The 22,335-nt window shown below is 65.0% G+C and carries 32 protein-coding genes; 1 reads left to right on the top strand and 31 read right to left on the bottom strand.

Going from position 1 to position 22,335, the window contains the following annotated elements; genetic code table 11:
• Window positions 1-29: 29 nt before the first annotated feature.
• A complete protein-coding gene (locus M1K48_RS13575; RefSeq protein WP_249503723.1) occupies window positions 30-1,520 on the bottom strand; it encodes an FAD-binding oxidoreductase in 1,491 nt (496 codons plus the stop codon).
• Window positions 1,521-1,680: 160 nt separating this feature from the next.
• Here M1K48_RS13575 and M1K48_RS13570 point away from each other — a divergent pair, with 160 nt between their 5' ends.
• Complete coding sequence (locus M1K48_RS13570) at window positions 1,681-2,163, top strand: dihydrofolate reductase (RefSeq protein ID WP_249503722.1); 483 nt, start codon at window positions 1,681-1,683, stop codon at window positions 2,161-2,163.
• Here the strand turns inward: M1K48_RS13570 and M1K48_RS13565 are convergent.
• From M1K48_RS13565 to M1K48_RS13420, 30 genes are all read right to left on the bottom strand, one after another.
• Entirely contained in the window at window positions 2,160-2,693 is a 534-nt protein-coding gene (locus tag M1K48_RS13565; RefSeq protein ID WP_249503721.1) for an ATPase, read from the bottom strand. The two genes, M1K48_RS13570 and M1K48_RS13565, sit on opposite strands and share 4 nt — an antisense overlap.
• A gap of 41 nt (window positions 2,694-2,734) precedes the next feature.
• Window positions 2,735-3,385 (bottom strand): adenylate kinase, encoded by a 651-nt coding sequence (locus M1K48_RS13560; protein WP_249503720.1) that lies wholly within the window; start codon window positions 3,383-3,385, stop codon window positions 2,735-2,737.
• A 63-nt stretch (window positions 3,386-3,448) separates the two neighbouring features.
• Entirely contained in the window at window positions 3,449-4,819 is a 1,371-nt protein-coding gene (gene secY / locus M1K48_RS13555) for a preprotein translocase subunit SecY (RefSeq protein WP_249503719.1), read from the bottom strand.
• Window positions 4,820-4,964: 145 nt separating this feature from the next.
• A complete protein-coding gene (gene rplO, locus M1K48_RS13550; protein ID WP_249505269.1) occupies window positions 4,965-5,525 on the bottom strand; it encodes a 50S ribosomal protein L15 in 561 nt (186 codons plus the stop codon).
• Between the two features lie 115 nt (window positions 5,526-5,640).
• A complete protein-coding gene (rpmD, locus tag M1K48_RS13545) occupies window positions 5,641-5,817 on the bottom strand; it encodes a 50S ribosomal protein L30 (protein WP_249503718.1) in 177 nt (58 codons plus the stop codon).
• 5 nt (window positions 5,818-5,822) lie between these two features.
• A complete protein-coding gene (rpsE, locus tag M1K48_RS13540; protein ID WP_249503717.1) occupies window positions 5,823-6,611 on the bottom strand; it encodes a 30S ribosomal protein S5 in 789 nt (262 codons plus the stop codon).
• 2 nt (window positions 6,612-6,613) lie between these two features.
• On the bottom strand, window positions 6,614-6,967 hold the full coding sequence (gene rplR / locus M1K48_RS13535) for a 50S ribosomal protein L18 (protein WP_249503716.1): 354 nt from the start codon (window positions 6,965-6,967) through the stop codon (window positions 6,614-6,616).
• A complete protein-coding gene (gene rplF / locus M1K48_RS13530) occupies window positions 6,967-7,503 on the bottom strand; it encodes a 50S ribosomal protein L6 (RefSeq protein WP_249503715.1) in 537 nt (178 codons plus the stop codon). Before rplF ends, rplR begins: the two co-directional genes overlap by 1 nt.
• A gap of 1 nt (window position 7,504) precedes the next feature.
• A complete protein-coding gene (rpsH, locus tag M1K48_RS13525; protein ID WP_249503714.1) occupies window positions 7,505-7,900 on the bottom strand; it encodes a 30S ribosomal protein S8 in 396 nt (131 codons plus the stop codon).
• A 12-nt stretch (window positions 7,901-7,912) separates the two neighbouring features.
• A complete protein-coding gene (rpsN, locus tag M1K48_RS13520; RefSeq protein WP_168068193.1) occupies window positions 7,913-8,218 on the bottom strand; it encodes a 30S ribosomal protein S14 in 306 nt (101 codons plus the stop codon).
• A gap of 21 nt (window positions 8,219-8,239) precedes the next feature.
• The gene (gene rplE, locus M1K48_RS13515) at window positions 8,240-8,824 is read right to left on the bottom strand and encodes a 50S ribosomal protein L5 (protein WP_249503713.1); all 585 of its coding nucleotides are present in this window, start codon (window positions 8,822-8,824) and stop codon (window positions 8,240-8,242) included.
• Complete coding sequence (gene rplX, locus M1K48_RS13510) at window positions 8,817-9,137, bottom strand: 50S ribosomal protein L24 (RefSeq protein WP_249503712.1); 321 nt, start codon at window positions 9,135-9,137, stop codon at window positions 8,817-8,819. Before rplX ends, rplE begins: the two co-directional genes overlap by 8 nt.
• Complete coding sequence (gene rplN, locus M1K48_RS13505; protein ID WP_168068190.1) at window positions 9,137-9,505, bottom strand: 50S ribosomal protein L14; 369 nt, start codon at window positions 9,503-9,505, stop codon at window positions 9,137-9,139. Before rplN ends, rplX begins: the two co-directional genes overlap by 1 nt.
• Before the next feature lie 28 nt (window positions 9,506-9,533).
• Window positions 9,534-9,809, bottom strand: coding sequence for a 30S ribosomal protein S17 (rpsQ, locus tag M1K48_RS13500; protein ID WP_249503711.1), 276 nt, complete (start codon window positions 9,807-9,809; stop codon window positions 9,534-9,536).
• An 11-nt stretch (window positions 9,810-9,820) separates the two neighbouring features.
• A complete protein-coding gene (rpmC, locus tag M1K48_RS13495; protein ID WP_249503710.1) occupies window positions 9,821-10,030 on the bottom strand; it encodes a 50S ribosomal protein L29 in 210 nt (69 codons plus the stop codon).
• Window positions 10,031-10,032: 2 nt separating this feature from the next.
• Window positions 10,033-10,464, bottom strand: a complete 432-nt coding sequence (gene rplP / locus M1K48_RS13490; protein WP_249503709.1) for a 50S ribosomal protein L16 — start codon at window positions 10,462-10,464, stop codon at window positions 10,033-10,035.
• Window positions 10,465-10,476: 12 nt separating this feature from the next.
• A complete protein-coding gene (rpsC, locus tag M1K48_RS13485) occupies window positions 10,477-11,190 on the bottom strand; it encodes a 30S ribosomal protein S3 (protein ID WP_168068186.1) in 714 nt (237 codons plus the stop codon).
• On the bottom strand, window positions 11,190-11,567 hold the full coding sequence (gene rplV, locus M1K48_RS13480) for a 50S ribosomal protein L22 (RefSeq protein ID WP_249503708.1): 378 nt from the start codon (window positions 11,565-11,567) through the stop codon (window positions 11,190-11,192). Before rplV ends, rpsC begins: the two co-directional genes overlap by 1 nt.
• Complete coding sequence (gene rpsS / locus M1K48_RS13475) at window positions 11,567-11,842, bottom strand: 30S ribosomal protein S19 (protein WP_168068184.1); 276 nt, start codon at window positions 11,840-11,842, stop codon at window positions 11,567-11,569. Before rpsS ends, rplV begins: the two co-directional genes overlap by 1 nt.
• Window positions 11,843-11,845: 3 nt before the next feature.
• Entirely contained in the window at window positions 11,846-12,682 is an 837-nt protein-coding gene (rplB, locus tag M1K48_RS13470) for a 50S ribosomal protein L2 (RefSeq protein ID WP_249503707.1), read from the bottom strand.
• A gap of 7 nt (window positions 12,683-12,689) precedes the next feature.
• On the bottom strand, window positions 12,690-13,007 hold the full coding sequence (locus M1K48_RS13465) for a 50S ribosomal protein L23 (protein ID WP_249503706.1): 318 nt from the start codon (window positions 13,005-13,007) through the stop codon (window positions 12,690-12,692).
• The gene (gene rplD, locus M1K48_RS13460) at window positions 13,000-13,626 is read right to left on the bottom strand and encodes a 50S ribosomal protein L4 (RefSeq protein ID WP_249503705.1); all 627 of its coding nucleotides are present in this window, start codon (window positions 13,624-13,626) and stop codon (window positions 13,000-13,002) included. Before rplD ends, M1K48_RS13465 begins: the two co-directional genes overlap by 8 nt.
• 3 nt (window positions 13,627-13,629) lie before the next feature.
• On the bottom strand, window positions 13,630-14,496 hold the full coding sequence (gene rplC / locus M1K48_RS13455) for a 50S ribosomal protein L3 (RefSeq protein ID WP_249503704.1): 867 nt from the start codon (window positions 14,494-14,496) through the stop codon (window positions 13,630-13,632).
• Between the two features lie 209 nt (window positions 14,497-14,705).
• Window positions 14,706-15,017: a 30S ribosomal protein S10 gene (gene rpsJ, locus M1K48_RS13450; protein ID WP_028969184.1), complete on the bottom strand. Its 312-nt coding sequence runs from the start codon at window positions 15,015-15,017 to the stop codon at window positions 14,706-14,708.
• Between the two features lie 224 nt (window positions 15,018-15,241).
• The gene (locus M1K48_RS13445; protein ID WP_249503703.1) at window positions 15,242-16,306 is read right to left on the bottom strand and encodes a nuclease-related domain-containing protein; all 1,065 of its coding nucleotides are present in this window, start codon (window positions 16,304-16,306) and stop codon (window positions 15,242-15,244) included.
• Window positions 16,307-16,478: 172 nt separating this feature from the next.
• Window positions 16,479-17,669, bottom strand: a complete 1,191-nt coding sequence (gene tuf, locus M1K48_RS13440; protein ID WP_249503702.1) for an elongation factor Tu — start codon at window positions 17,667-17,669, stop codon at window positions 16,479-16,481.
• 73 nt (window positions 17,670-17,742) lie between these two features.
• A complete protein-coding gene (gene fusA, locus M1K48_RS13435) occupies window positions 17,743-19,839 on the bottom strand; it encodes an elongation factor G (RefSeq protein ID WP_249503701.1) in 2,097 nt (698 codons plus the stop codon).
• A gap of 71 nt (window positions 19,840-19,910) precedes the next feature.
• Window positions 19,911-20,381 (bottom strand): 30S ribosomal protein S7, encoded by a 471-nt coding sequence (gene rpsG, locus M1K48_RS13430; RefSeq protein WP_249503700.1) that lies wholly within the window; start codon window positions 20,379-20,381, stop codon window positions 19,911-19,913.
• A 62-nt stretch (window positions 20,382-20,443) separates the two neighbouring features.
• Window positions 20,444-20,815, bottom strand: a complete 372-nt coding sequence (gene rpsL / locus M1K48_RS13425; RefSeq protein WP_249503699.1) for a 30S ribosomal protein S12 — start codon at window positions 20,813-20,815, stop codon at window positions 20,444-20,446.
• Window positions 20,816-21,007: 192 nt separating this feature from the next.
• Window positions 21,008-22,285, bottom strand: coding sequence for a metal-dependent hydrolase family protein (locus M1K48_RS13420; protein ID WP_249503698.1), 1,278 nt, complete (start codon window positions 22,283-22,285; stop codon window positions 21,008-21,010).
• Window positions 22,286-22,335: the final 50 nt, after the last annotated feature.

Raw genomic sequence — 22,335 nt, 5'->3', positions numbered from 1 at the left:
CGGGCCGCACCCGTGCCTGTTCCTGCCTTTCAGACCAGCTTGCCGGGATTGAAGATTCCGTGGGGATCCATTGCCCGCTTGATCGCCCGCAGTGCCTGCATCCGCGCTGGTGAGGCCAGCCGGGCAAGCTCGTCCTTCTTCATCTGACCGATGCCATGTTCGGCCGAGATCGACCCGCCGGCCTCGGTCACCAGATCGTGGACCAAGGCGCTGACCGCCTTGCCCTTCGCGCCATCGGCCCAATCGCGCGGCGCGCCGGCGGGCGCGCGGACATGGAAGTGGACGTTGCCGTCGCCGAGATGGCCGTAGCCGGTCGCCTCCGTCCCCGGAAAGTGCTGCTCGATCAGGCGTGCTTCCTCGGTCAGGAACACGGGCACGTGGTCGATCGGAAGCGAAATGTCGTGCTGCGCGGCGGGGCCGTCGGTACGTTCGGCTTCGGAGATGGAATGACGGATGCGCCACAGCGCTTCGGTGTGCGCGTCGCTTTGCGCGATCACCGCATCGCCGATCGGAGCGTCCGACAGCAATTGCTCGAGCAAGCGCTCCGGTGGGTCTTCGCCGGCACCGGTGACCGCTTCGACCAGCACGTGCCACGGCCAGGAACCGGCCAGCGGAGCGCGGGTCTGCGGGATGTGGCGGAGGACACGCTGGAGGCTGGCGTCGGGGATCAGCTCGAACGCCTCGATCCGGTCGCCCGCCGCGTCGAGCCGCCGCAGCAGCGCGAGGGCCTGATGCGGGTCGTCGAGGCCGATCCACGCCGCGGCGCGCTGCACCCTCCCCGGCACCAATCGCAAGCGAAGGGCTGTGACGATGCCGAGCGTGCCTTCGGCCCCAATCAGCAGATGGTCGAGGCTGAACCCGCGATTGTCCTTCTTGAGGCCGGACAGGCTGTCGTGCACCAAGCCGCCCGACAGCACCGCTTCCATCCCCAGCACCTGCGCGCGCATGGTCCCGAAGCGCAACACCTGGGTCCCCCCGGCATTGGTCGAGGCGAGGCCCCCCACCGTCGCCGATCCTCGCGCGCCGAGGTCGAGCGGGAAGCGCGCTCCCTCCGCTTCCGCAGCGCGCTGGAGCGTCTCGAGGATCACCCCGGCCTCAACCACCGCGTGATCGGATCCGATCGAGCGGATGCGGTTCATCCGCCGGAGCGACAGCAAGACGGCCGAACCGTCGGCCGGCGGCGTGGCGCCGCCGACCATAGAGCTGTTGCCGCCCTGCGGAACGAGCGCGACTCCATGCGCCTCCGCCGCCTCGACGATCGCGGCGACCTCGTCGGTGGTGGAGGGCTGGAGCAGCACCGAGCCGACCCCGCTCCAACGCCCGCGCCAGTCGGTGAGCCACGGCGCGATCGTATCGGCGTCGCTGACGATTGCAGCAGCTGGCAAAAGGCCGGCGAGGGCGTCCAGGAAGGCGGCGATGGTCACGAGGAAAGCGCGAAAATGGCACTTCGTCCACTTCGTCCAGATCGTGACCATCGCACCGAACGGCGGAAGGTCACAATCGAACAAGATGAAAGGCACCGGTGCATCGCTGCAAGGCGATGGCAAACGCTTTCCTATTGTTCAAGCAGGAGCGATGGACGAAGCTCCCCTCACGGGATCAATTAGGGGCAGGCGTAGGTGCGTTAATGGGAAAGTACCGATTGGTGCAAGTCACCGCCATCGTCGTCGAGGGCCCGGCATGATCCAGCTGGTGGTGGCACGTGCCCGCAACGGGATCATCGGGCGCGACGGGACCTTGCCGTGGCACCTTCCCGAAGACCTCAAGCGCTTCAAGCGACTGACGCTCGGCACCGCGATGGTGATGGGGCGCAAGACCTTCGACAGCCTGCCGGGGCTTCTTCCCAAGCGCCGGCATATCGTCGTCACCCGCGACCGCGCCTGGCAGGCGCCAGGTGCCGAGGTTGCCCACTCGCTGCCCGAGGCCTTTGCGCTGGCAGCGCCCGACGATGTCAGCGTGATCGGCGGAGCGGAAATCTTCGGACTGGCGCTGGCCTTTGTCGACAAGGTTGAACTGACCGAGGTGTTGGCCGACGTCGCCGGCGACACGACCATGCCCGATCCGCGCGACAGCGGATATTGGCGCGAGACCTTTCGCGAGGAGCATGTGGCGCTCGAAAGCGGCGGCCTGCCCTACGCCTTCGTTACGCTGGAGCGGGCCTAGCGAGGGGCCGCAAGACCCTCGGCGGTCTTGTGGAGACGAGTCATCTGCTCGCCGAGCACGCCGTCGACCGCCGGCGCGAACTGCGCCACCTTATCGGCCGTCATGCCGCCGACCTTGTAGTTCATCACCAGCGTTGAGCCCTGCGCCCTGGGCGTGATCGTCCAGGTCATGGCACCCGCTTTCGCCACCGTAGCGAGGGGCCCGAGCAGACCCGTCAGCAACAGGCGGCGGCCCGGCTCGCTGATGCCGACCTGCAAATGCGTGACGACCTTGCCGTCGGGCATCTTCTCGCACCAGCAACCCATCGGCACGACTTCGACCGACAGGTTGGCGGCCTTGCCCGAGAAGGTGTGGGAATCGGACCACCAGCGCGCCGGTTGCCCGATCAGGGTGTAGAGGCGATCGGGGGCAAGCGCGCTGTCGAACCGATGCTCGATCTCGAAACGGTCGGCGCCGGTCGAGCGCACTTCGGCGGCGGCAGGGACTGCCATCGCGGCGGCCAGCGCACCGAACGCCAATGGTCGTTTCATCGTCCTTCCCCTGCCCTTGAAGCGGGCCGAGGATGCGCCTGTCAGGCGGCGCCGTCCAGCACTGCGTCGATCTGGCGGGTGACCTCGTCCACGTTCGCCATGCCGTCGACCCGGGCCACCAGGCCGCGCGCCTCGTAATAGGGCAGGATCGGCGCGGTCTTGGCGCGATATTCGGCCATCCGCGTGCGCACGGTCTGCTCATTGTCGTCGGGGCGGCGCTTGAACTCATGCCCGCCGCAGACGTCGCACTGGTCCTGTACCGCGGTCGGCTTGAACCGGTCGTGGTAAGGCGCGCTGCAGGTGGCGCAGGTGAACCGGCCGGTGATGCGCTCGACCAGCGCTTCCTCGTCCACCTCAAGCTCGATCACATGGGCGAGGTTGCGGCCGCGCTCGTCGAGCAGAATATCGAGCGCTTCGGCCTGGTTCTGGGTGCGCGGGAAGCCGTCGAAGATGGCGCCCTGGGTCCGGCTCTGGTCGAGATGCTCGCCGATCAGCGCGGAAACGATGGCATCGCTGACCAGCTCGCCCGCGTCCATGATCGCCTTGGCCTTGAGCCCGACCGGAGTGCCGGCGCGAACCGCTGCGCGCAGCATGTCGCCGGTCGACAGCTGGACCATGCCGCGGGAGTCGACCAGCCGTTGCGACTGAGTACCCTTACCCGCACCAGGCGGCCCCAAGAGGATGATATCCAAGGCTGAAAGTTCCCCTCGTTCACACAAGCTGCTTGTCACGGGCCCGGCTGGACCCGTCAAGCGTCAGCGGCGCGCCGGCCGCCCGCCCTTCAGCTTCGCCTTCTTGATCAGGTCGCCATATTGGTGCGCGATCAAATGGCCCTGGATCTGGCTGACGGTATCCATCGTCACGTTGACGACGATCAGCAGGCTGGTGCCGCCGAGATAAAAGGGGATGCCGGCCTGGGTGAACATTATCTCCGGCACCAGGCAGATCAGCACCAGATAGGCGGCACCGATCACCGTCAGGCGGGCGAGCAGATAGTCGAAATAGCTTTCGGTCGCCTTGCCCGGACGGACGCCCGGGATGAAGCCGCCATGCTTCTTCAGGTTGTCCGCGGTCTCTTCCGAATTGAACTGCACCGAGGTGTAGAAGAAGCAGAAGAAGACGATGCCGAGCCCGTAGAGGGTCATGAACACCGGGCTGCCGTGCTGCAGGTAGGTGCTGAGCGTGACCAGCCATTCCGAGCCGCCTTCGCTGCCCGGCGTCGCGCCGGCCATCTGGATGACGGTCAGCGGCATCAGCAGCAGCGAGGAAGCGAAGATCGGCGGAATGACGCCGGCGGTGTTGATCTTGATCGGCAGGTGCGACCGCTCCTGCGCCATCATGCCCCGCGCGGTGGCGCGCTTGGGATATTGGATCAGCACGCGGCGCTGGGCCCGCTCCATGAAGCAGATGAACAGGATCAAGCCGACCACCAGCGCGATCACAAGCAGGATGATCAGTGGGTCGATGGTGTTGCTGCGCCCGCCCTCGAACAGCTGGGCCAGGGTGCGCGGCAGGGTCGCGACAATACCGGCCATGATGATCAGGCTGATGCCATTTCCGATCCCGCGGCTGGTGATCTGCTCACCGATCCACATCAGGAACAGGGTACCGCCGACCAGGCTGATGGTGGCGGCGACACGGAACATGACGCCGGGTTCGACCACCGCGGGGATGCCTTGCGTGGCGCCCAGGCCCTCGAGGCCGACCGCGATGAAATAGCCCTGCACGGTGGTCAGCAGGACGGTAAGGTAGCGGGTATATTGGTTGAGCCGCTTGCGCCCGGTCTCGCCCTCTTTCTTGAGGGCCATCATCGGGGCATACATGGTGGCGCCGAGCTGCACCACGATCGAGGCGGTGATGTAGGGCATGACGCCGAGCGCGATGATGCTCATCCGCTCCAGGCTGCCGCCCGAGAAAGTGTTGAAGAAGTCTAGGACGCCGCCGCGCTGGGTGTTGAACAGCTGGGCCATGGCGCGCGGGTCGATGCCCGGCATCGGCACGTGGCTGAGCAGACGGAACAGGATCAGCGCACCGATGGTGAACCAGATCCGCTTCTTGAGCTCGGTCGCCTTGCCAAAATTGGCGAGGCTGATGTTCGAAGCCAGTTGTTCGGCCTGCGATGCCATGTTGTTTGTTCGTCCCTACCCGAAGGGGCCCATATAGGCGGTGCCGCCACGGATGAAAGCCGTTCTCCTGCGAAGGCAGGAGCCCAGTTCCTTCTTCACCAGCGGAGGAGAGGACACTGGGCCCAGGCCTGCGCCGGGGAACAGGTTACTTGGCCGCCCGCGCCGCGTCCTGCTTGGACGACTTGTCGGCGAGGCGCGCTTCGCGAGCCTTGCCCTTCTTGGCCTTGGCGAGCTCGGCCGAGTCGCGGCGCTCGATCACTTCGACGCTGCCGCCGGCAGCTTCGATCGCGCTCTTGGCACCGGCGCTGACGCCGTGGACGCGGAAGGTCAGCTTGGCCGAGAAATCGCCCTTGCCGAGGATCCGTACGCCGTCCTTGCCGCCACGGCCGACACCGGCCGCCTTGAGCGTGTCGTGGTCGATCGTGCCATTGGCGTCGAGCGCGCCGGCGTCGACCAGCTTCTGGATCGCGCCCAGGTTCACCTCGGCATAATCCTTGGCGAAGATGTTGTTGAAGCCGCGCTTCGGCAGCCGCATGTGGAGCGGCATCTGGCCGCCCTCGAAGCCCTTGATCGAGACGCCCGAGCGGCTCTTCTGGCCCTTCTGGCCGCGGCCGCCGGTCTTGCCGACGCCCGAACCGATACCGCGGCCGACGCGAACGCGGCTCTTGCGGGCACCGGGATTGTCGCGGAGTTCGTTGAGCTTGATGGTCATGTTGTGCACTCGCTTTCGCTTTTGTCGCGCATCCGGGCCCCTGCGCAGCAGAAGCCCGGTCACTTGATGAAGGAACGGGCCCCTACTTAGCGCAGGGGCCCGGGTCCAGTTACTTTTCGACGCTCAGCAGATGCTGCACCTTGCGGATCTGGCCGAGGACCTCGGGGGTCTCCTCCACTTCCACGGTGCGGTGCATCTTGTTGAGGCCGAGACCGACCAGCGTCGCGCGCTGGGTCTTGTCGCGGCGGATCGGCGAACCGGTCTGGGTGATCTTGATGGTCGCCACGTCTGTTACTCCGTGATGCTGTCGGCGGTGGCCTCAGCCTCCGCCTGGCTTACGCCACCGCGGCCGAGCAGGTCGGCGACCTTCTTGCCGCGACGCTGCGCCACCGAACGGGGGCTGGTCTGTTCCTTGAGCGCCTCGAAGGTCGCCCGGATCATGTTGTACGGGTTGGAAGTGCCGACCGACTTGGTCACCACGTCCGCCACGCCCAGGCTCTCGAAGATGGCGCGCATCGGGCCGCCGGCGATGATGCCGGTGCCGCTCGGCGCCGAGCGGAGGGTCACCTTGCCCGCACCGAAATGACCGTTGCCATCATGGTGCAGGGTGCGGCCGTCACGCAGCGGAACGCGGATCATGGCCTTCTTAGCCGCCGCGGTCGCCTTGCTGATGGCTTCCGGAACCTCACGGGCCTTGCCGTGGCCGAAGCCCGCACGACCCTTGCCGTCGCCGACCACGACCAGCGCGGCAAAGCCGAAGCGCTTACCACCCTTCACGGTCTTGGAAACGCGGTTGATGTGGACCAGCTTCTCGATCAGCTCCTCGCCGCCGTCGTCGTCACCGCCACGACCGCCACGGCGATCGTCACGGCGTCCGCCGCCACGGTTGCCGCCGCCGCGGCCGTCACGGCCACCGCCGCGTCCGCCGCGATTGCCGCCGGGACCACCAGGGCCGCGGGGACCGCGGTTGTCCTGCTGCTGCGGAGCCTGCTGCGCCGGAGCGCCAGCGTCCGCGGCTTCGGCCGCCGCAGGGGCGTCCGGAGCGCCGGCCTGGGTCTGGGTTTCGATCTCATCAGCCATAATCAGAACTCCAGCCCGCCTTCACGGGCGGCATCGGCGAGGGCCTTGACCCGGCCATGGAACAGGAAGCCGCCGCGATCGAACACGACGTTGGTGACGCCGGCCGCCTTGGCCCGCTCCGCCAGCGTCTTGCCGACCTGCTTGGCGCCCTCGGTGGTCGCGTTGGCCTTGCCGCGCAGATCCTTGTCGAGGGTCGACGCGGAGACGAGGGTGCGGCCCTCGGCATCGTCGATCACCTGGGCATAGATGTGGCGGCCCGAACGGTGCACCGACAAACGCGGCTTGCCACCTGAACGGGCACGAAGCGTCGTCCGGACGCGGCGACGCCGGCGATCGAAAAGGGAAAGCTTGGCCATTACTTCTTCTTCCCTTCCTTGCGGAAGATGAACTCGCCGCGATACTTGATGCCCTTGCCCTTGTAGGGTTCGGGCTTGCGCCAGCGCCGGATCTCGGCCGCGACCTGACCGACCTTCTGCTTGTCGATGCCGCTGATCTCGACCGTGTTGGGGTCGGGAGTCTTGACGTCGATGCCCTCGGGGATCGCGTAATTGACGTCGTGGCTATAGCCGAGCTGCAGGCGCAGGTTCTTGCCCTGGGCCGCGGCACGATAGCCGACGCCGGTGATCTCGAGCACCTTGGTGAAGCCGTCGGTCACACCGGTGACGAGGTTCGACACGTTGGTGCGCTGCATGCCCCACGCAGCCCGCGAACGCTGGCTGTCGTTGACCGGCTGGATGCTGATCTGGCCGTCCTCGACCGAGGTGCGGACCAGTTCATCGAGCAGGCTCATCGAGAGGGTGCCCTTGGGGCCCTTCACGCTGAGGGTCTGACCCTCGAGGGTCGCCGTAACCCCGGCCGGAACCGGGACCGGCTTTTTGCCGATACGGGACATCTTAGAACACCTCCGCCAGAACCTCGCCGCCGACGTTCTGCTCACGTGCTTCCGCGTCGGAAAGCACGCCGCGAGGCGTCGAGACGATGGTCATGCCAAGACCGTTGCGGACCCGGGGCAGCTCGCGAGAGCCCGAATAGACCCGGCGACCGGGCTTCGAGACACGCGCCAGATGCTGGATCGCAGGCTGGCCTTCAAAATATTTGAGTTCGATCCGGAGGCCCTTCTGGCCCGCCAGTTCTTCCTCAGAGTAGCCACGGATATAGCCTTCGCGCTGAAGCACGTCGAGGACGTGAGCGCGCAGCTTGGAAGCCGGCGTCAGGACGCTGTCCTTCTTCGCCTGCTGGCCATTGCGGATGCGGGTGAGCATATCACCCAGGGGATCGGTCATCGCCATCTTGCGGTGTCCTTACCAGCTCGACTTCGTGAGGCCCGGAATCAGGCCCTTGTTGCCCATTTCCCGCAGCATGATGCGCGAGAGACGGAACTTGCGGTAGACAGCCCGGGACCGGCCCGTCAGCTCGCACCGATTACGGATGCGGGTCGGATTGCCGTTACGGGGCAGCTCCGCCATCTTCAGACGCGCGATCAAACGCTCGGTCTCGTCGAGGCTCTCGTCATTCGCGAGGGCCTTCAGCTTGGCGTACTTGGCCGCCTGCTTCACGACGAGCTTCTTGCGACGCTCGTTCTTGTTGATGGAACTCAGTTTCGCCATGACTTAAGTTCTCCTAACCGCTTACGCGGCAGCCTTTTGCTGTTCAGCGTCTGCGGGGAACGGGAAGTTGAAGAGGCGGAGCAGCTCGCGCGCTTCCTCGTCGGTCCTTGCCGTGGTGGTGACGATGATGTCCATGCCCCGGACCTTGTCGATCTGGTCATAGTTGATCTCGGGGAACACGATCTGTTCCTTGAGACCCATCGCATAGTTGCCGCGCCCGTCGAAGCTCTTCGGGTTGAGGCCGCGGAAATCGCGGACCCGGGGAAGAGCGATCGTGACCAGGCGGTCGAGGAACTCGTACATGCGCTCGCGGCGAAGGGTGACCTTGCAACCGATCGGCATGCCCTCACGCAGCTTGAACTGCGCGATCGAAGTCTTGGCCTTGGTGATCACCGGCTTCTGCCCGGCGATCAGCTGCATTTCGGCAGCGGCGGCCTCGACCTTCTTCTTGTCCTGGGTCGCTTCGCCGACGCCCATGTTGATGACGATCTTGTCGAGCCGCGGAACCTCGAGGTGGTTCTTGTAGCCGAACTTGTCGGTCATCGCCTTGACGATGCGCTCGTCGTAATCCTTCCGCAGGCGCGGAACGTAGTTGGCATCAGCCATTGATCAGCTCCCCGGACTTGACCGCGACCCGGACCTTCTTGCCGTCGCGTTCCTCGAAGCGGACGCGGGTAGCCGCGCCGGTCTTCGGATCAGCGAGCGCCACGTTGGACACGTGAAGCGGCGCTTCCTTGGTGACCTTGCCGCCTTCTGGGCTGGCCTGGGTCGGCTTGATGTGGCGCGTGGCGACGTTGATGCCGCTCACGACCACCTTGTTTTCCTTCGGCATGGCGCGGACGACCTCACCGGTCTTGCCCTTGTCCTTGCCGGACAGGACGACGACCTTGTCGCCCTTCTTGATCTTCGCGGTGGCCATTACAGCACCTCCGGCGCAAGGCTGATGATCTTCATGTGCTTCTTGGCGCGCAGTTCGCGCACCACCGGCCCGAAGATACGAGTGCCGATCGGCTCCTCGTTCTTGTTGACCAGCACGGCGGCATTGCTGTCGAAGCGGATCACCGAACCGTCCGGACGACGAATGTCCTTGGCGGTACGCACGATGACCGCGCGGTGAACGTCGCCCTTCTTCACGCGGCCCTTGGGCGCGGCTTCCTTGACGGAAACGACGATGATGTCGCCGACGCTCGCGGTGCGGCGCTTGGAGCCACCGAGCACCTTGATGCACATGACGCGCTTGGCACCGCTGTTGTCAGCGACGTCCAGGTTGGACTGCATCTGGATCATGGGTCTATCCTATCCTTGACCAGAGCGCTCAGACGTTGGCCGCTTCGGCCAGGTCGGAGGCCTTGGCCTCACCCACCAGTCCGGCAACGGTCCAGGTCTTGAGCTTCGAAAGCGGGGCGCATTCTTCAATGCGGACCTGCTGACCCACGCTGTAGGCATTCGCCTCGTCGTGAGCATGGTACTTCTTCGACAGCTTGATGATCTTGCCGTACAACGGGTGCTTCACCCGCCGCTCGACACGAACCACCACGGTCTTGTCACCCTTGTCGGACACTACGGTGCCGGTGAGGACGCGCTTTGGCATCTATTCTCTCCTCAGCCCTGCGACGCCGCGTTCTTCGAACGCTGGCCTTGCAGGGTCTTGATCCGGGCGATGGTCCGGCGGACCTCGCGCACCCGGCTCGGCTTCTCGAGCTGGTTGGTGGCGGCCTGGAAGCGCAGGTTGAACTGCTCCTTCTTCAGGTCGCCCAGCTGCGTCGACAGCTGGTCGTCGGTTGCAACCGACAGGTCTTCACGCTTCGCCATGGTCAGTCGGCCTCAACCAGGGTTTCGCCAAGGCGGGCGACCACCTTGACCTTGATGGGGAGCTTCTCCGCGGCACGCTCGAAAGCGACCTTGGCAAGCGGTCCGGGAACGCCGTCGAGCTCGAACAGGATGCGGCCGGGCTTGACCCGGGCGACCCAGAATTCGGGCGAGCCCTTGCCCTTGCCCATGCGGACTTCGGCAGGCTTGCTCGACACCGGCACGTCCGGGAAGATCCGGATCCACAAGCGTCCCTGACGCTTGATGTGACGGGTGATCGCGCGGCGGGCCGCTTCGATCTGGCGGGCGGTGATCCGCTCGGGCTCCATGGCCTTGAGGCCGAAGGCGCCGAAGTTGAGCTCGGTCCCGCCCTTGGCATTGCCATGGATCCGGCCCTTGAAGGCCTTGCGGAACTTGGTGCGCTTTGGTTGCAGCATGTCTCTCGTTCCTTACCGGCGACGATCGTCGTCACGCGCGGGGCGGACGCCGGAGGTCTGAGCTTCCATCATCAGCCGGTCCTGGGCCATCGGGTCGTGACCGAGGATCTCGCCCTTGAACACCCATACCTTGACCCCGCACACGCCATAAGCGGTGTGAGCCTGGGCTTCGGCATAATCGACGTTGCCGCGCAGCGTGTGAAGCGGCACGCGGCCTTCACGATAGCGCTCGGAGCGAGCGATCTCGGCGCCGCCGAGACGGCCGCCGCACTCGATACGAATGCCTTCCGCGCCAAGGCGAAGGGCCGACTGGACGGCGCGCTTCATGGCCCGACGGAACGCGATGCGACGCTCCAGCTGGTCGGCGATGCCCTGCGCCACGAGGCGCGCATCGACTTCCGGCTTGCGGATCTCGACGATGTTGAGGCTGACTTCCGAACCCGTCATCTTGGACAGGGTCTTCTTCAGCTTCTCGATGTCGGTGCCCTTCTTGCCGATGATCACGCCTGGGCGTGCGGCATAGACGGACACGCGGCACAGCTTGGCCGGGCGCTCGATGACCACCTTGGAGATCGCGGCCTGGGGCAGCGTCTTCATGATGTACTGGCGGATCTTGAGATCCTCGAGCAGCATACGACCGTAGTCCTGGCCTTCCGCGAACCAGCGGCTGTCCCAGGTACGGTTGATCTGCAGCCGAAGCCCGATCGGATTGCTCTTCTGACCCATTAGGCTTCTTCCTGCTCGGACACGACGACGCGAAGGCGGCTGAACGGCTTGACGATGCGGCTCGACCGGCCGCGGGCGCGGGTGGCGAAACGCTTCATCGAGATCGACTTGCCGACGCTCGCCTCGGTGACGATCAGCGCGTCGACGTCGAGGTTGTGGTTGTTCTCGGCATTGGCGACGGCCGACGCGAGGACCTTGTACACGTCGTCGGCCATGCCCTTTGGGCTGAACTTCAGGATGTTCAGCGCTTCCTCGACCTTGCGGCCGCGGATCAGCTGCGCCACCAGGTTCAGCTTGCGCGCCGAGCCACGGATGGTGTTGCCAACGGCGAGCGCTTCCTTGTCGCCCACCTTGCGGGGTGCTGCAACCTTGCCCATTACCGCTTGCCCTTCTTGTCGGCGGCGTGACCCGGGAAGTACCGGGTCGGCGCGAACTCGCCGAGCTTCATGCCGACCATGTCCTCGTTGACCGACACCGGCACGAACTTGCGGCCGTTGTAGACATTGAAGGTCAGGCCGACGAACTGCGGCAGAATGGTGGAGCGGCGCGACCAGGTCTTGATCGGCGCGCGAGCACCGGCGTCCTGAGCGGTTTCGGCCTTCTTCAGGAGCGAAAGCTCCACGAACGGACCCTTCCAGACGGAACGAGCCATCTCTTAGCCCTTCTTCTTGGCGTGACGGCTACGGATGATCATCTTGTCCGTTGCCTTGTTGTGACGGGTGCGGGCACCCTTGGTCGGCTTGCCCCACGGGGTAACCGGGTGACGGCCGCCCGAGGTCCTGCCTTCACCACCGCCGTGCGGGTGGTCGACCGGGTTCTTGGCGACGCCGCGGGTCAGCGGGCGCTTGCCGAGCCAGCGGCTGCGTCCCGCCTTCGCGAGGGTCGTGTTCTGGTTGTCGGGGTTCGACACCGCACCGATCGTCGCCATGCAGTCCGCACGGATGTAGCGCTGCTCGCCCGAGTTGAGGCGAACGATCACCATGCCCTTGTCGCGACCGACGACCTGAACGTAGGTGCCGGCGGCACGAGCGATCTGGCCGCCCTTGCCGGGCTTCATCTCGACGTTGTGGACAATGGTGCCGACCGGCATCTGGCCGATCTCCATCGCATTGCCCGGCTTCACGTCGACCTTCTTGCCGGCGACGACCTTGTCGCCCGGAGCAAGACGCTGCGGAGCGAGGATATAGGCCTGCTCGCCGCCCTCGTAGGTGACGAGCGCGATGAACGCCGACCGGTTGGGGTCGTACTCGAGCCGCTCGACGGTGGCAGAAACGTCCCAGGTCCGACGCTTGAAGTCGATGATCCGGTACTTCTGCTTGTGGCCGCCCGCGATACCGCGGCTGGTCACATGGCCCTTGTTGTTGCGGCCACCAGTCTTGTGCTTGCCTTCGGTCAGCGCCTTGACGGGCTTGCCCTTCCACAGCGCGCTCTTGTCGACGAGGATCAGGCCACGGCGGGCCGGGCTCGTCGGCTTATATGCTTTGAGTGCCATCGGTCCCTCAGATCCCGCTCGTGACGTCGATCGGGTCCTGGCCCGGAGCCAGGGTCACGATCGCCTTCTTCTCGTCCGAACGCTGGTAGGCCTTGCCCTTCCAGCGCTTCGACTTGCCCTTGGTGACGAGGGTGTTCACGTTGACGACCTTGCGGTCGAACAGCGCTTCCACCGCCGCCTTGATTTCCGGCTTGCTGGCATCGCCCGCCACCTTGAACACGACCGCATTATACTCGGAGAGCATGGTCGACTTCTCGGTGATGTGCGGCCCGCGGATCACGTCGTAGTGACGGATGTCCACAGCCTTGGTTTCAGCCTTAGCCATTGAAGCGGCCCTCCAGCTTCTCGACCGCGGCCCGGGTCAGGACCAGGGTCTCGTGGCGCATGATGTCATAGACGTTGGCACCGACCGCCGGGATCAGGTTCAGACCCGGCAGGTTGGACGAAGCGTGCGCGAAGCTGACGTTCAGCGCATCGCCGTCGATCACCAGCGCGGTCTTGCCGAAGCCCAGCTTGCCGAGCTTCTCGACCAGCGCGCGGGTCTTGCCCTCGGCCACGTCGAGATTGTCGACCACGACCAGCTGGCCGCCCTGCGCCTTGGCGCTCAGCGCCATTTTCAGGCCGAGCGCCCGAACCTTCTTGTTCAGCGACAGCGTGAACATGCGGGCACGCGGGCCGTGGGCCTTGCCGCCGCCGATGAAGATCGGGGCGCGGCGATCGCCGTGACGAGCGGTACCGCCGCCCTTCTGCTTGCCGAACTTCTTGCCGGTGCGGGCAACGTCCGACCGCTCGCGAGCGGCGCGGGCCATGCCACGCCGGTTGGCGAGCTGCCAGGTGACGACGCGATGCAGGATGTCGGCGCGGGGCTCGACACCGAACACGGCGTCATTGAGCTCGACTTCGCCGGATCCGGCTGCGTCGAGGGTCTTTACTTCGACCTTCATCGCTTAGCCTTCCTTGCCGTCGGTAGCGGGCGTATCGCCGCCAGCGTCGGTGTTCTCGTTGTTTTCGGCCTCAACCGCGCCGGCTTCCTGCTCGGCCGCGATCGCCTTGACCTCGTCGTCGCCCGGAAGCACCGGGATCGCCTCGACGGCGGCCTCGTCGACCAGGCCGAGCGTGGTTTCCTCGATCTTCTCGCCCTTGACGATCAGTCCGGCGGGATAAGGCGCATTCTCGTTGCGCGGGATCTTGACCGCGTCGGTGACCTGCAGCCAGCCGCCCTTGGAGCCCGGAACCGAGCCCTTGACGAACAGCAGCCCGCGGGCGGCGTCCGTGCCGACGATCATGAGGTTCTGCTGGGTACGATTGCGAGCGCCCATGTGGCCGGCCATCTTCTTGTTCTTGAAGACGCGGCCCGGATCCTGGCGGTTACCGGTCGAACCATGCGAGCGGTGCGACACCGACACGCCGTGGGTGGCACGAAGACCGCCGAAGCCCCAGCGCTTCATGGCGCCGGCGAAGCCCTTGCCCTGAGTGACGCCCTGGACGTCCACATACTGGCCGGCGACGAAGTGGTCGGCGCTCAGCGTCTCGCCGACGTCGAGCAGCGCGTCCTCGGCGACCCGGAATTCGACCAGCCGAGCCTTGGGCTCCACTTCTGCCTTGCCGAAGGCGCCGCGCTGCGGCTTGGCGACATTCTTCGCCTTGGCCTTGCCGGCACCGAGCTGAACGGCGGTGTAGCCGTTCTCGTCGTTGGTCCGGCGGCTGATTACCTGGACGCCATCGAGTTGGAGAACCGTCACGGGAACGTGCCGTCCGTCCGCCTGAAACAGGCGGGTCATTCCAACCTTCTTGGCGATCACGCCAGTGCGCATGATCTTGCACTCCTCACAGAGGCCTGTCCCGTCACCGGAAGAGGCATGCAGCCCGTGAAAAAGTACGTCGCCCCGCCTGGGCTATTCCTGCCGGGGCAGGAAGCGGGGGACGCAGACCGGGCTACCTCTCTCGAGGCTTCCCGCGGTATCCCTTGTAGTTCTGCGCAGCAGGATCGCCTGAGAGCGATTCAACCGCCGCGCCGCAGCCCTTAGGCCAGTTTGATCTCTACGTCTACACCCGCAGCGAGGTCGAGCTTCATTAGAGCATCGACCGTCTGCGGAGTCGGCTGAACGATGTCGAGCAGACGCTTGTAGGTGCGCACCTCGAACTGCTCGCGCGACTTCTTGTCGACGTGCGGCGAACGGTTGACGGTGAACTTCTCGATGCGGGTCGGGAGCGGAATGGGACCACGGATCAGCGCGCCGGTACGACGAGCGGTGTCAGCGATGTCGCCGGTCGCCTGGTCGAGCACGCGGTGATCGAAGGCTTTCAGACGAATCCGGATATTCTGAGTTTCCATGGGTTCCACTACCGATTGCAAAGAGCCGCTGAGCTGTTTCCAGCCCAAGAAAACAAGAGGCCGCACCCGACACTTCCCGGTTGCCCGGGTCGGTGTGACCCCTACGCTGAAACTTGTGTGACGGGGACGAATCCCCGTCGGAAGTGGCGCCTCTATAGAGGTGGGGCGGTGAGATCAACCCCTGCTGGCTCGCTCCAAACAGCCAACCGACAATCGGAGGGCGTCTAACTCGCGGCGAGAGGCTCCGACGTCGAGCACCCGGAAAGTACCTCCAGCACTTCGGGAAGCCTGTCCCCAGTCACCAGCCAATTGCGGTATCGAGGGACCCATTTCGCCCTGCCGCGACAGGCCGCCCTGACCAACTCGATCAATTGTTCGTCGGGCGCATTACGGATCGAGAAGCGGCCATCCGGGATGCGCGCAATCTTGATGCATCCATGCGGCGTCTCGACAACTTTGAGAAGGTCCCCCGATTTCTCGGGCTGTGCTGCTGGCAGATCCTGCAGGACTTGTCGCTGCTTGCTGCAGCCGCCCTCCTGCGCATCAAGGGAGATTCCAAACTTGGCTGCCCAATCACGGCTGGCGGGAACATGTGCTCCGACCAGGCGGTCGCCAAGGTCCCGCAAATTAGCTTCGGACATGCCCCTCATGACATGGCGAGAGAGCATCTTGAGTGCAGTGCCGGTACCAATGCCCTCCCATTGATCGCGTAGCCATGTCGCGAAATGGTCCGACTTGACGATCGAAGCTCCTTTGGGACTGATCCGTCGATCCACACTCGATTTGGGTGAGACGAGGACCACTGGTCGGACCTCGCTGATCCAGCCCATCCCATGTTGCTGTAGCCAGCACTCGAGCGCTCGGCATTGGCGCTCGGCTTGCGCGACCGGCGAAGGCACCGGTTGCGGCTTGCCGCCGTACCAGACGGTCCAATCACCATGCTCATTGCAGCTCAATCGCCCTGAGTAGTTTTTCGTCTCCAATACCCACGCAGTCGCCTGCAGGCGATGGATGAGAAGGTGATCGATCTGCGCGAAGTCATCCTCCGTGCCGATCCGCAGGTCATGTATGATGGCGAGCCTCTCACTCCTGCCAAACTCTCGATTGATGAAGTGCGCTGCGCTCTCTTCGCCTGAAGCCCCAGAGCGGATGTTGCGGATTTCTCGCTCGATCGCCTTGAAAGCTTTGGGAGCGAGACCTTTGAGGCGCTCGAGTTCGGCAATCTCCGCCGAATGGTCGTCAGCTTCTTTTAGAATCACAGTAGCGCAAACTCCGACTTGCAAATTCAAGACACGGCTCGGTCTCTCGCGATGACCCCGGCACTCTTCGGCAGGATCGGAACTTGCGGGTTCGAACGTTAAGATTCGGCAAGTGCAGGTGGAGAAACAAGAAAAGCCCGGAGCCTCTTTCGAGACCCCGGGCCTTTCTCGTCAGTCTTCAGGGCCCAAAGGCGCCGGAAGCTTACTTGGTGATGTTGCCGACCACGCCGGCGCCGACGGTGCGACCGCCTTCACGGATGGCGAAGCGCAGGCCCTGGTCCATCGCGATCGGGGCGATGAGCTTGACACCCAGGGTCACGTTGTCGCCCGGCATGACCATCTCGGTGCCCTCGGGGAGGGTCACTTCGCCGGTCACGTCAGTGGTGCGGAAGTAGAACTGCGGACGATAGTTGGCGAAGAACGGCGTGTGACGGCCGCCTTCGTCCTTCGACAGCACGTAGACTTCGGCGGTGAAGTCGGTGTGCGGGGTGATCGAGCCCGGCTTACAGAGGACCTGACCACGCTCCACGTCGTCGCGAGCGACGCCGCGGATCAGCGCGCCGATATTGTCGCCGGCCTGGCCCTGGTCGAGCAGCTTACGGAACATCTCGACGCCGGTGACGACGGTCTTCTTGGTGTCCTTGATGCCGACGATCTCGACTTCCTCGCCAACCTTGACGATGCCGGTCTCGACGCGGCCGGTCACGACGGTGCCGCGGCCCGAGATCGAGAACACGTCCTCGATCGGCATCAGGAACGGCTTGTCGAGCGGACGCTCGGGCTGCGGAATCCAGCTGTCGACGGCTTCCATCAGCTTCAGGATCGCCTGCTCGCCGATTTCCTCGTTCTTGTCTTCGAGAACGGCGAGAGCCGAACCGGCGACGATCGGAATGTTGTCGCCGTCGAAGCCGCGCTTGGAAAGCTCCTCGCGGATTTCCAGCTCGACCAGCTCGAGCAGCTCGGGATCGTCGACCTGGTCGACCTTGTTGAGGAACACAACCATGGTCGGAACGCCGACCTGCGCCGCGAGCAGGATGTGCTCCTTGGTCTGCGGCATCGGGCCGTCGGCGGCCGAAACCACCAGGATCGCGCCGTCCATCTGCGCCGCGCCGGTGATCATGTTCTTCACATAATCGGCGTGGCCCGGGCAATCGACGTGCGCGTAGTGGCGGGCGGTCGTCTCATACTCGACGTGGGCGGTCGAGATGGTGATGCCGCGCTCGCGCTCTTCCGGAGCCTTGTCGATGTTGGCGAAGTCAACCGCAACGCCGCCGCCATGCTTGGCCAGGACCTTGGTGATCGCCGCCGTCAGCGACGTCTTGCCATGGTCGACGTGACCGATGGTGCCGATGTTCACGTGCGGCTTGTTCCGCTCGAATTTCGCCTTCGCCATTTTACGCCTCTTCTTGGGTTATCGACGGGCCGCTCGCCCGATTGCGAGCGCGCCCTTAGCGTCTAAATTCAGGTTACGCCAGCTTCGCCTTGACCTCGTCCGCGACGTTCGCCGGGACTTCGTCATAATGGCTGAACTGCATCGAGTACTGGGCCCGACCCTGCGTGAACGAGCGCAGCTGGTTCACGTAGCCGAACATGTTCGCCAGCGGGACCATGGCTTCGACCACCTGGGCATTGCCCCGGCTGTCGGTGCCCTGGATCTGGCCGCGGCGGCTGTTCAAGTCGCCGATCACGTCGCCGAGATAATCCTCGGGGGTGACCACCTCGACCCGCATCATCGGCTCGAGCAGCTTGATGCCCGACTTCTGGGCCGCTTCGCGCATCGCGCCGCGGGCACAGATTTCGAACGCCAGGGCCGACGAGTCGACGTCATGGTAGGCGCCGTCGTACAGGTTGATCTCGAAGTCGATGATCGGGAAGCCGACCAGCGAGCCCGTGGCAGCCGTTTCGCGGAAGCCCTTTTCGATCGCGGGGATATATTCCTTGGGAATATTACCGCCCTTGATCTCATCCTTGAAGATGATGCCCGAACCGCGCTCACCCGGGGTCAGCTTGACCTTGACGCGGCCGAACTGGCCGGTGCCGCCCGACTGCTTCTTGTGGGTATAGTCGATGTCGACCGGCTTGCCGAGATATTCGCGATAAGCGACCTGCGGGGCGCCGACGTTGGCCTCGACCTTGAACTCGCGCTTCATGCGATCGACCAGGATCTCGAGGTGGAGCTCGCCCATCCCCTTGATGATGGTCTGTCCGCTCTCGTGGTCCGAGGTCACGCGGAACGAGGGGTCCTCGCGCGCCAGGCGGTTGAGAGCGACACCCATCTTCTCCTGGTCGGCCTTGGTCTTGGGCTCGACGGCCACTTCGATGACGGGCTCGGGGAACTCCATCCGCTCGAGCACGATCGGCGCGTTGGACGCGCACAAAGTGTCGCCGGTGGTGGTGTCCTTGAGACCCGCCAAAGCGACGATGTCGCCGGCATAGGCCACCTGGATGTCCTCGCGGTCGTTGGCATGCATCAGCAGCATGCGGCCAACCTTTTCCTTCTTGTCCTTGACCGAATTCACGACCTGCGAAGCGGTCTCGAGCTTGCCCGAATAGATGCGGGCGAAGGTCAGGGTACCGACGAACGGATCGTTCATGATCTTGAACGCCAGCGCCGCGAACGGAGCGTCATCGGCCGGAGCGCGGGTGTCGGTGTCTTCCGAGCCGGGCTTGATGCCTTCGACCGGAGGAATGTCGAGCGGGCTCGGCAGATAGTCGACCACGCCGTCGAGCAGGGGCTGGACGCCCTTGTTCTTGAACGCCGAGCCGCACAGCACCGGCACGAACGAGAAATTCAGCGTACCCTTACGGATCAGCTTCTTGAGGGTGGCCGTGTCGGGCTCCTCGCCGCCGAGATAGGCTTCCATCACGTCGTCGTCCTGCTCGACGGCCATCTCGATCAGCTCCATGCGGGCTGCCGCGGCTTCGTCGGCGAGGTCCGCCGGAATGTCCTGATATTCGAACTTCGCGCCCAGGCTCTCCTCGAGCCAGATGATCGCGCGGTTCTCGACCAGGTCGACGAGGCCCTTGAAGCCACCCTCGATACCGATCGGAAGATACAGCACGGCCGGACGCGCGCCGAGGCGGTCCTTGATCATCGCGACGCAACGCTCGAAGCTCGCACCGGTGCGGTCGAGCTTGTTGACGAAGCACATCCGCGGGACCTTGTACTTCTCGGCCTGGCGCCAGACGGTCTCGGACTGCGGCTCGACACCGGCGACGCCGTCGAAGCAGGCGACCGCGCCGTCGAGGACGCGCAGCGAACGCTCAACCTCGATGGTGAAGTCGACGTGGCCCGGGGTGTCGATGATGTTGATCCGGTGCTCCGGACCCTTGCCGTCCTCGGCCGACCAGAAGCAGGTCGTCGCAGCCGACGTGATCGTGATCCCGCGCTCCTGCTCCTGCTCCATCCAGTCCATGGTCGCCGTGCCCTCGTGGACCTCGCCGATCTTGTAGGACTTGCCGGTGTAATAAAGGATGCGCTCGGTCGTCGTCGTCTTGCCGGCGTCGATGTGCGCCATGATGCCGATATTGCGATAACGCTCGAGCGGATGGCTGCGGGCCATGGTCGTCAGTTCCTTAGCAATGTGGGGGAGCCGGCCTCAGACCGACAACCCCCACGATATAGGAGATAATTTTACCAGCGGTAGTGGCTGAAGGCGCGGTTCGCTTCGGCCATGCGATGGGTGTCTTCACGCTTCTTCACCGCGTTGCCGCGGTTCTGCGAGGCGTCCATCAGCTCACCCGACAGGCGGGCGGCCATGGTCTTCTCCGAACGGGCGCGGGCGGCGGTGATCAGCCAGCGGATCGCCAGCGCCTGGGCGCGGACGTCGCGGACTTCGACCGGGACCTGGTAGGTCGCACCGCCGACGCGGCGGCTGCGAACCTCGATGCCCGGGCGGACATTGGCGAGCGCCTCGTGGAACACCCCGATCGGGTCCTTCTTGAGGCGGGTCTCGACCACTTCGAGGGCACCGTAGACGATGCTCTCGGCGACCGACTTCTTGCCATCAAGCATGACCGAATTCATGAACTTCGACAGGGTGATGTCACCGAACTTCGGGTCCGGCAGGATCTCGCGCTTTTCTGGGCGACGACGACGGGACATAGCAACTTCCTTCTTCGAGCGGCGCGCCTGCGGCTTTCACGCGGCGCGGCCAACACACCAGCTTACTTCGGGCGCTTGGCGCCGTACTTGGAGCGCGACTGACGGCGGTCCTTGACACCCTGGGTGTCGAGCACGCCGCGGAGCACGTGATAGCGCACTCCCGGAAGGTCGCGCACACGGCCGCCACGGATCAGCACAACGCTGTGCTCCTGGAGGTTGTGACCTTCGCCCGGGATGTAGCTGATCACTTCGCGGCTGTTGGTCAGGCGGACCTTGGCCACCTTGCGCAACGCCGAGTTCGGCTTCTTCGGGGTGGTCGTGTAGACCCGGGTGCAGACGCCGCGCTTTTGCGGGTTCTGGTCCATCGCAGGGACCTTGCTCTTGGCCTTCTGCGGCTCGCGACCCTTGCGGATCAGCTGGTTGATCGTTGGCATGAAGCCCTTCACCTTGTTGTTACCGGAAGACCCGGCGGTTACTTTGGCTGTTCAAGCGCGAAGGCCGGCCGACCCGAAGGCCGCCGGCCATTCCCGCTCGTAACAAACGCAATGTTCTGCTCTGTCCGCGCCGGCTGACGCCAGGAGCGGACGTGCGGCCCCTTAGCGAAGCACCTGCCGCCGGTCAACCGCTCAGGGTCGGCTGACCACCTCGCCGCGGGCCATGACAAAGGCGACGGACTTCAGCGCCCTGACGTCGGCCAGCGGGTCTCCGGCGACCGCGATCAGGTCGGCGCTCTTGCCGGGTTCGATCGTCCCGATCTCGCTCGCCAGCCCCAGCAACTCGGCATTGTTGACGGTTGCGGCCGTGATCGCTTGGGCGGGCGGCATGCCATATTTCACCATCAGTTCGAACTCGTCGGCGTTGCGGCCATGCTTGGACACGCCGGCATCGGTCCCGAAGCAGATGCGGACCCCCGCCGGATAGGCCTTGGCAAGGCTTTGCCCGGTGATTCCGATCCGCCAGTCGATCTGCTTCCTGACCGCCGGAGAATAAGCGTTGGGGTCCTTGGCCAGCCGCTCGAGATAACCGTTCACGGTGGACAGCGTCGGCACGTAGCAGGCGCCAGCCTGCTTGAAGAGCCGCACGGTCTCGTCGTCCATGTCGGTGCCATGCTCGATCGAATCGGCGCCATTGCGCAGTGCGAGCTTGGTCCCGTCGCGTCCGTGGGAGTGGACCGCGACCTTCTTGCCATAGGCATGGGCGGTCTTCATCAGCGCTTCCGCTTCATCCTGCTCCATCCGCGTCAGCAGGCCAGTGCCGCTGTTGACCCCGCCGGTGGTGGCGATCTTGATGACGTCGGCGCCGCGGCTGACCTGCAGGCGCACCGCGCGGCGGCAGTCGGCCGCGCCGTCGCACAGGTGATGCGTCGACTGGTGCGCGTCGACGGCGTCGTTGGTGCCGTTGCGCCCGTCCATATGACCGCCGCTGGTCGAGATGCTTTGTCCTGCCGAGACGATCCGCGGCCCCTGCACCCAGCCCCGTGCAATCGCATCGCGATAAGCAAGGCTGGCCCCCGCCTCTCCGTCTCCGAGGTTGCGGACGGTGGTGAAGCCCGCGCGCAGGGTCTTCATCCCGTTCATCTGCGCTTCGTAGGCACGCAAGGGCACGCTTTCGGTGAACTCGGCCAACTGGCCTTCATTGCCGGCGCGGTCGCTATCGAGGTGGACGTGGGCGTCGATCAGCCCCGGAAGCACGGTCTTGTCGCGAAGGTCGATCAGCTGGCCAGTCGCAGGCTGGAAGCCCGCAGTGACGCTGACGATCCGGCCGCCGTCGACGACGATGGTCGACGGCCCGCGCACCGGCTGCCCAGGCACAGCGATCAGGCGCCCGGCGTGAATGGTGACCGGAGCGGCAAGCGCCCCACTTGCGCCAAGCAGCGCCGCGCCTGCCAGCAATCTTCCGATCATCCCCGTCCCCCCAAATTGCGTTCCAGCGCAGCCTAGAGCGGACGGGGCAT

Origin of the sequence: Sphingomonas glaciei (genome assembly GCF_023380025.1) — a bacterium.
In the GTDB taxonomy this organism is placed as follows: Bacteria; Pseudomonadota; Alphaproteobacteria; order Sphingomonadales; family Sphingomonadaceae; genus Sphingomicrobium; species Sphingomicrobium glaciei.
This window is presented reverse-complemented; position numbering and strand designations above follow the sequence as displayed.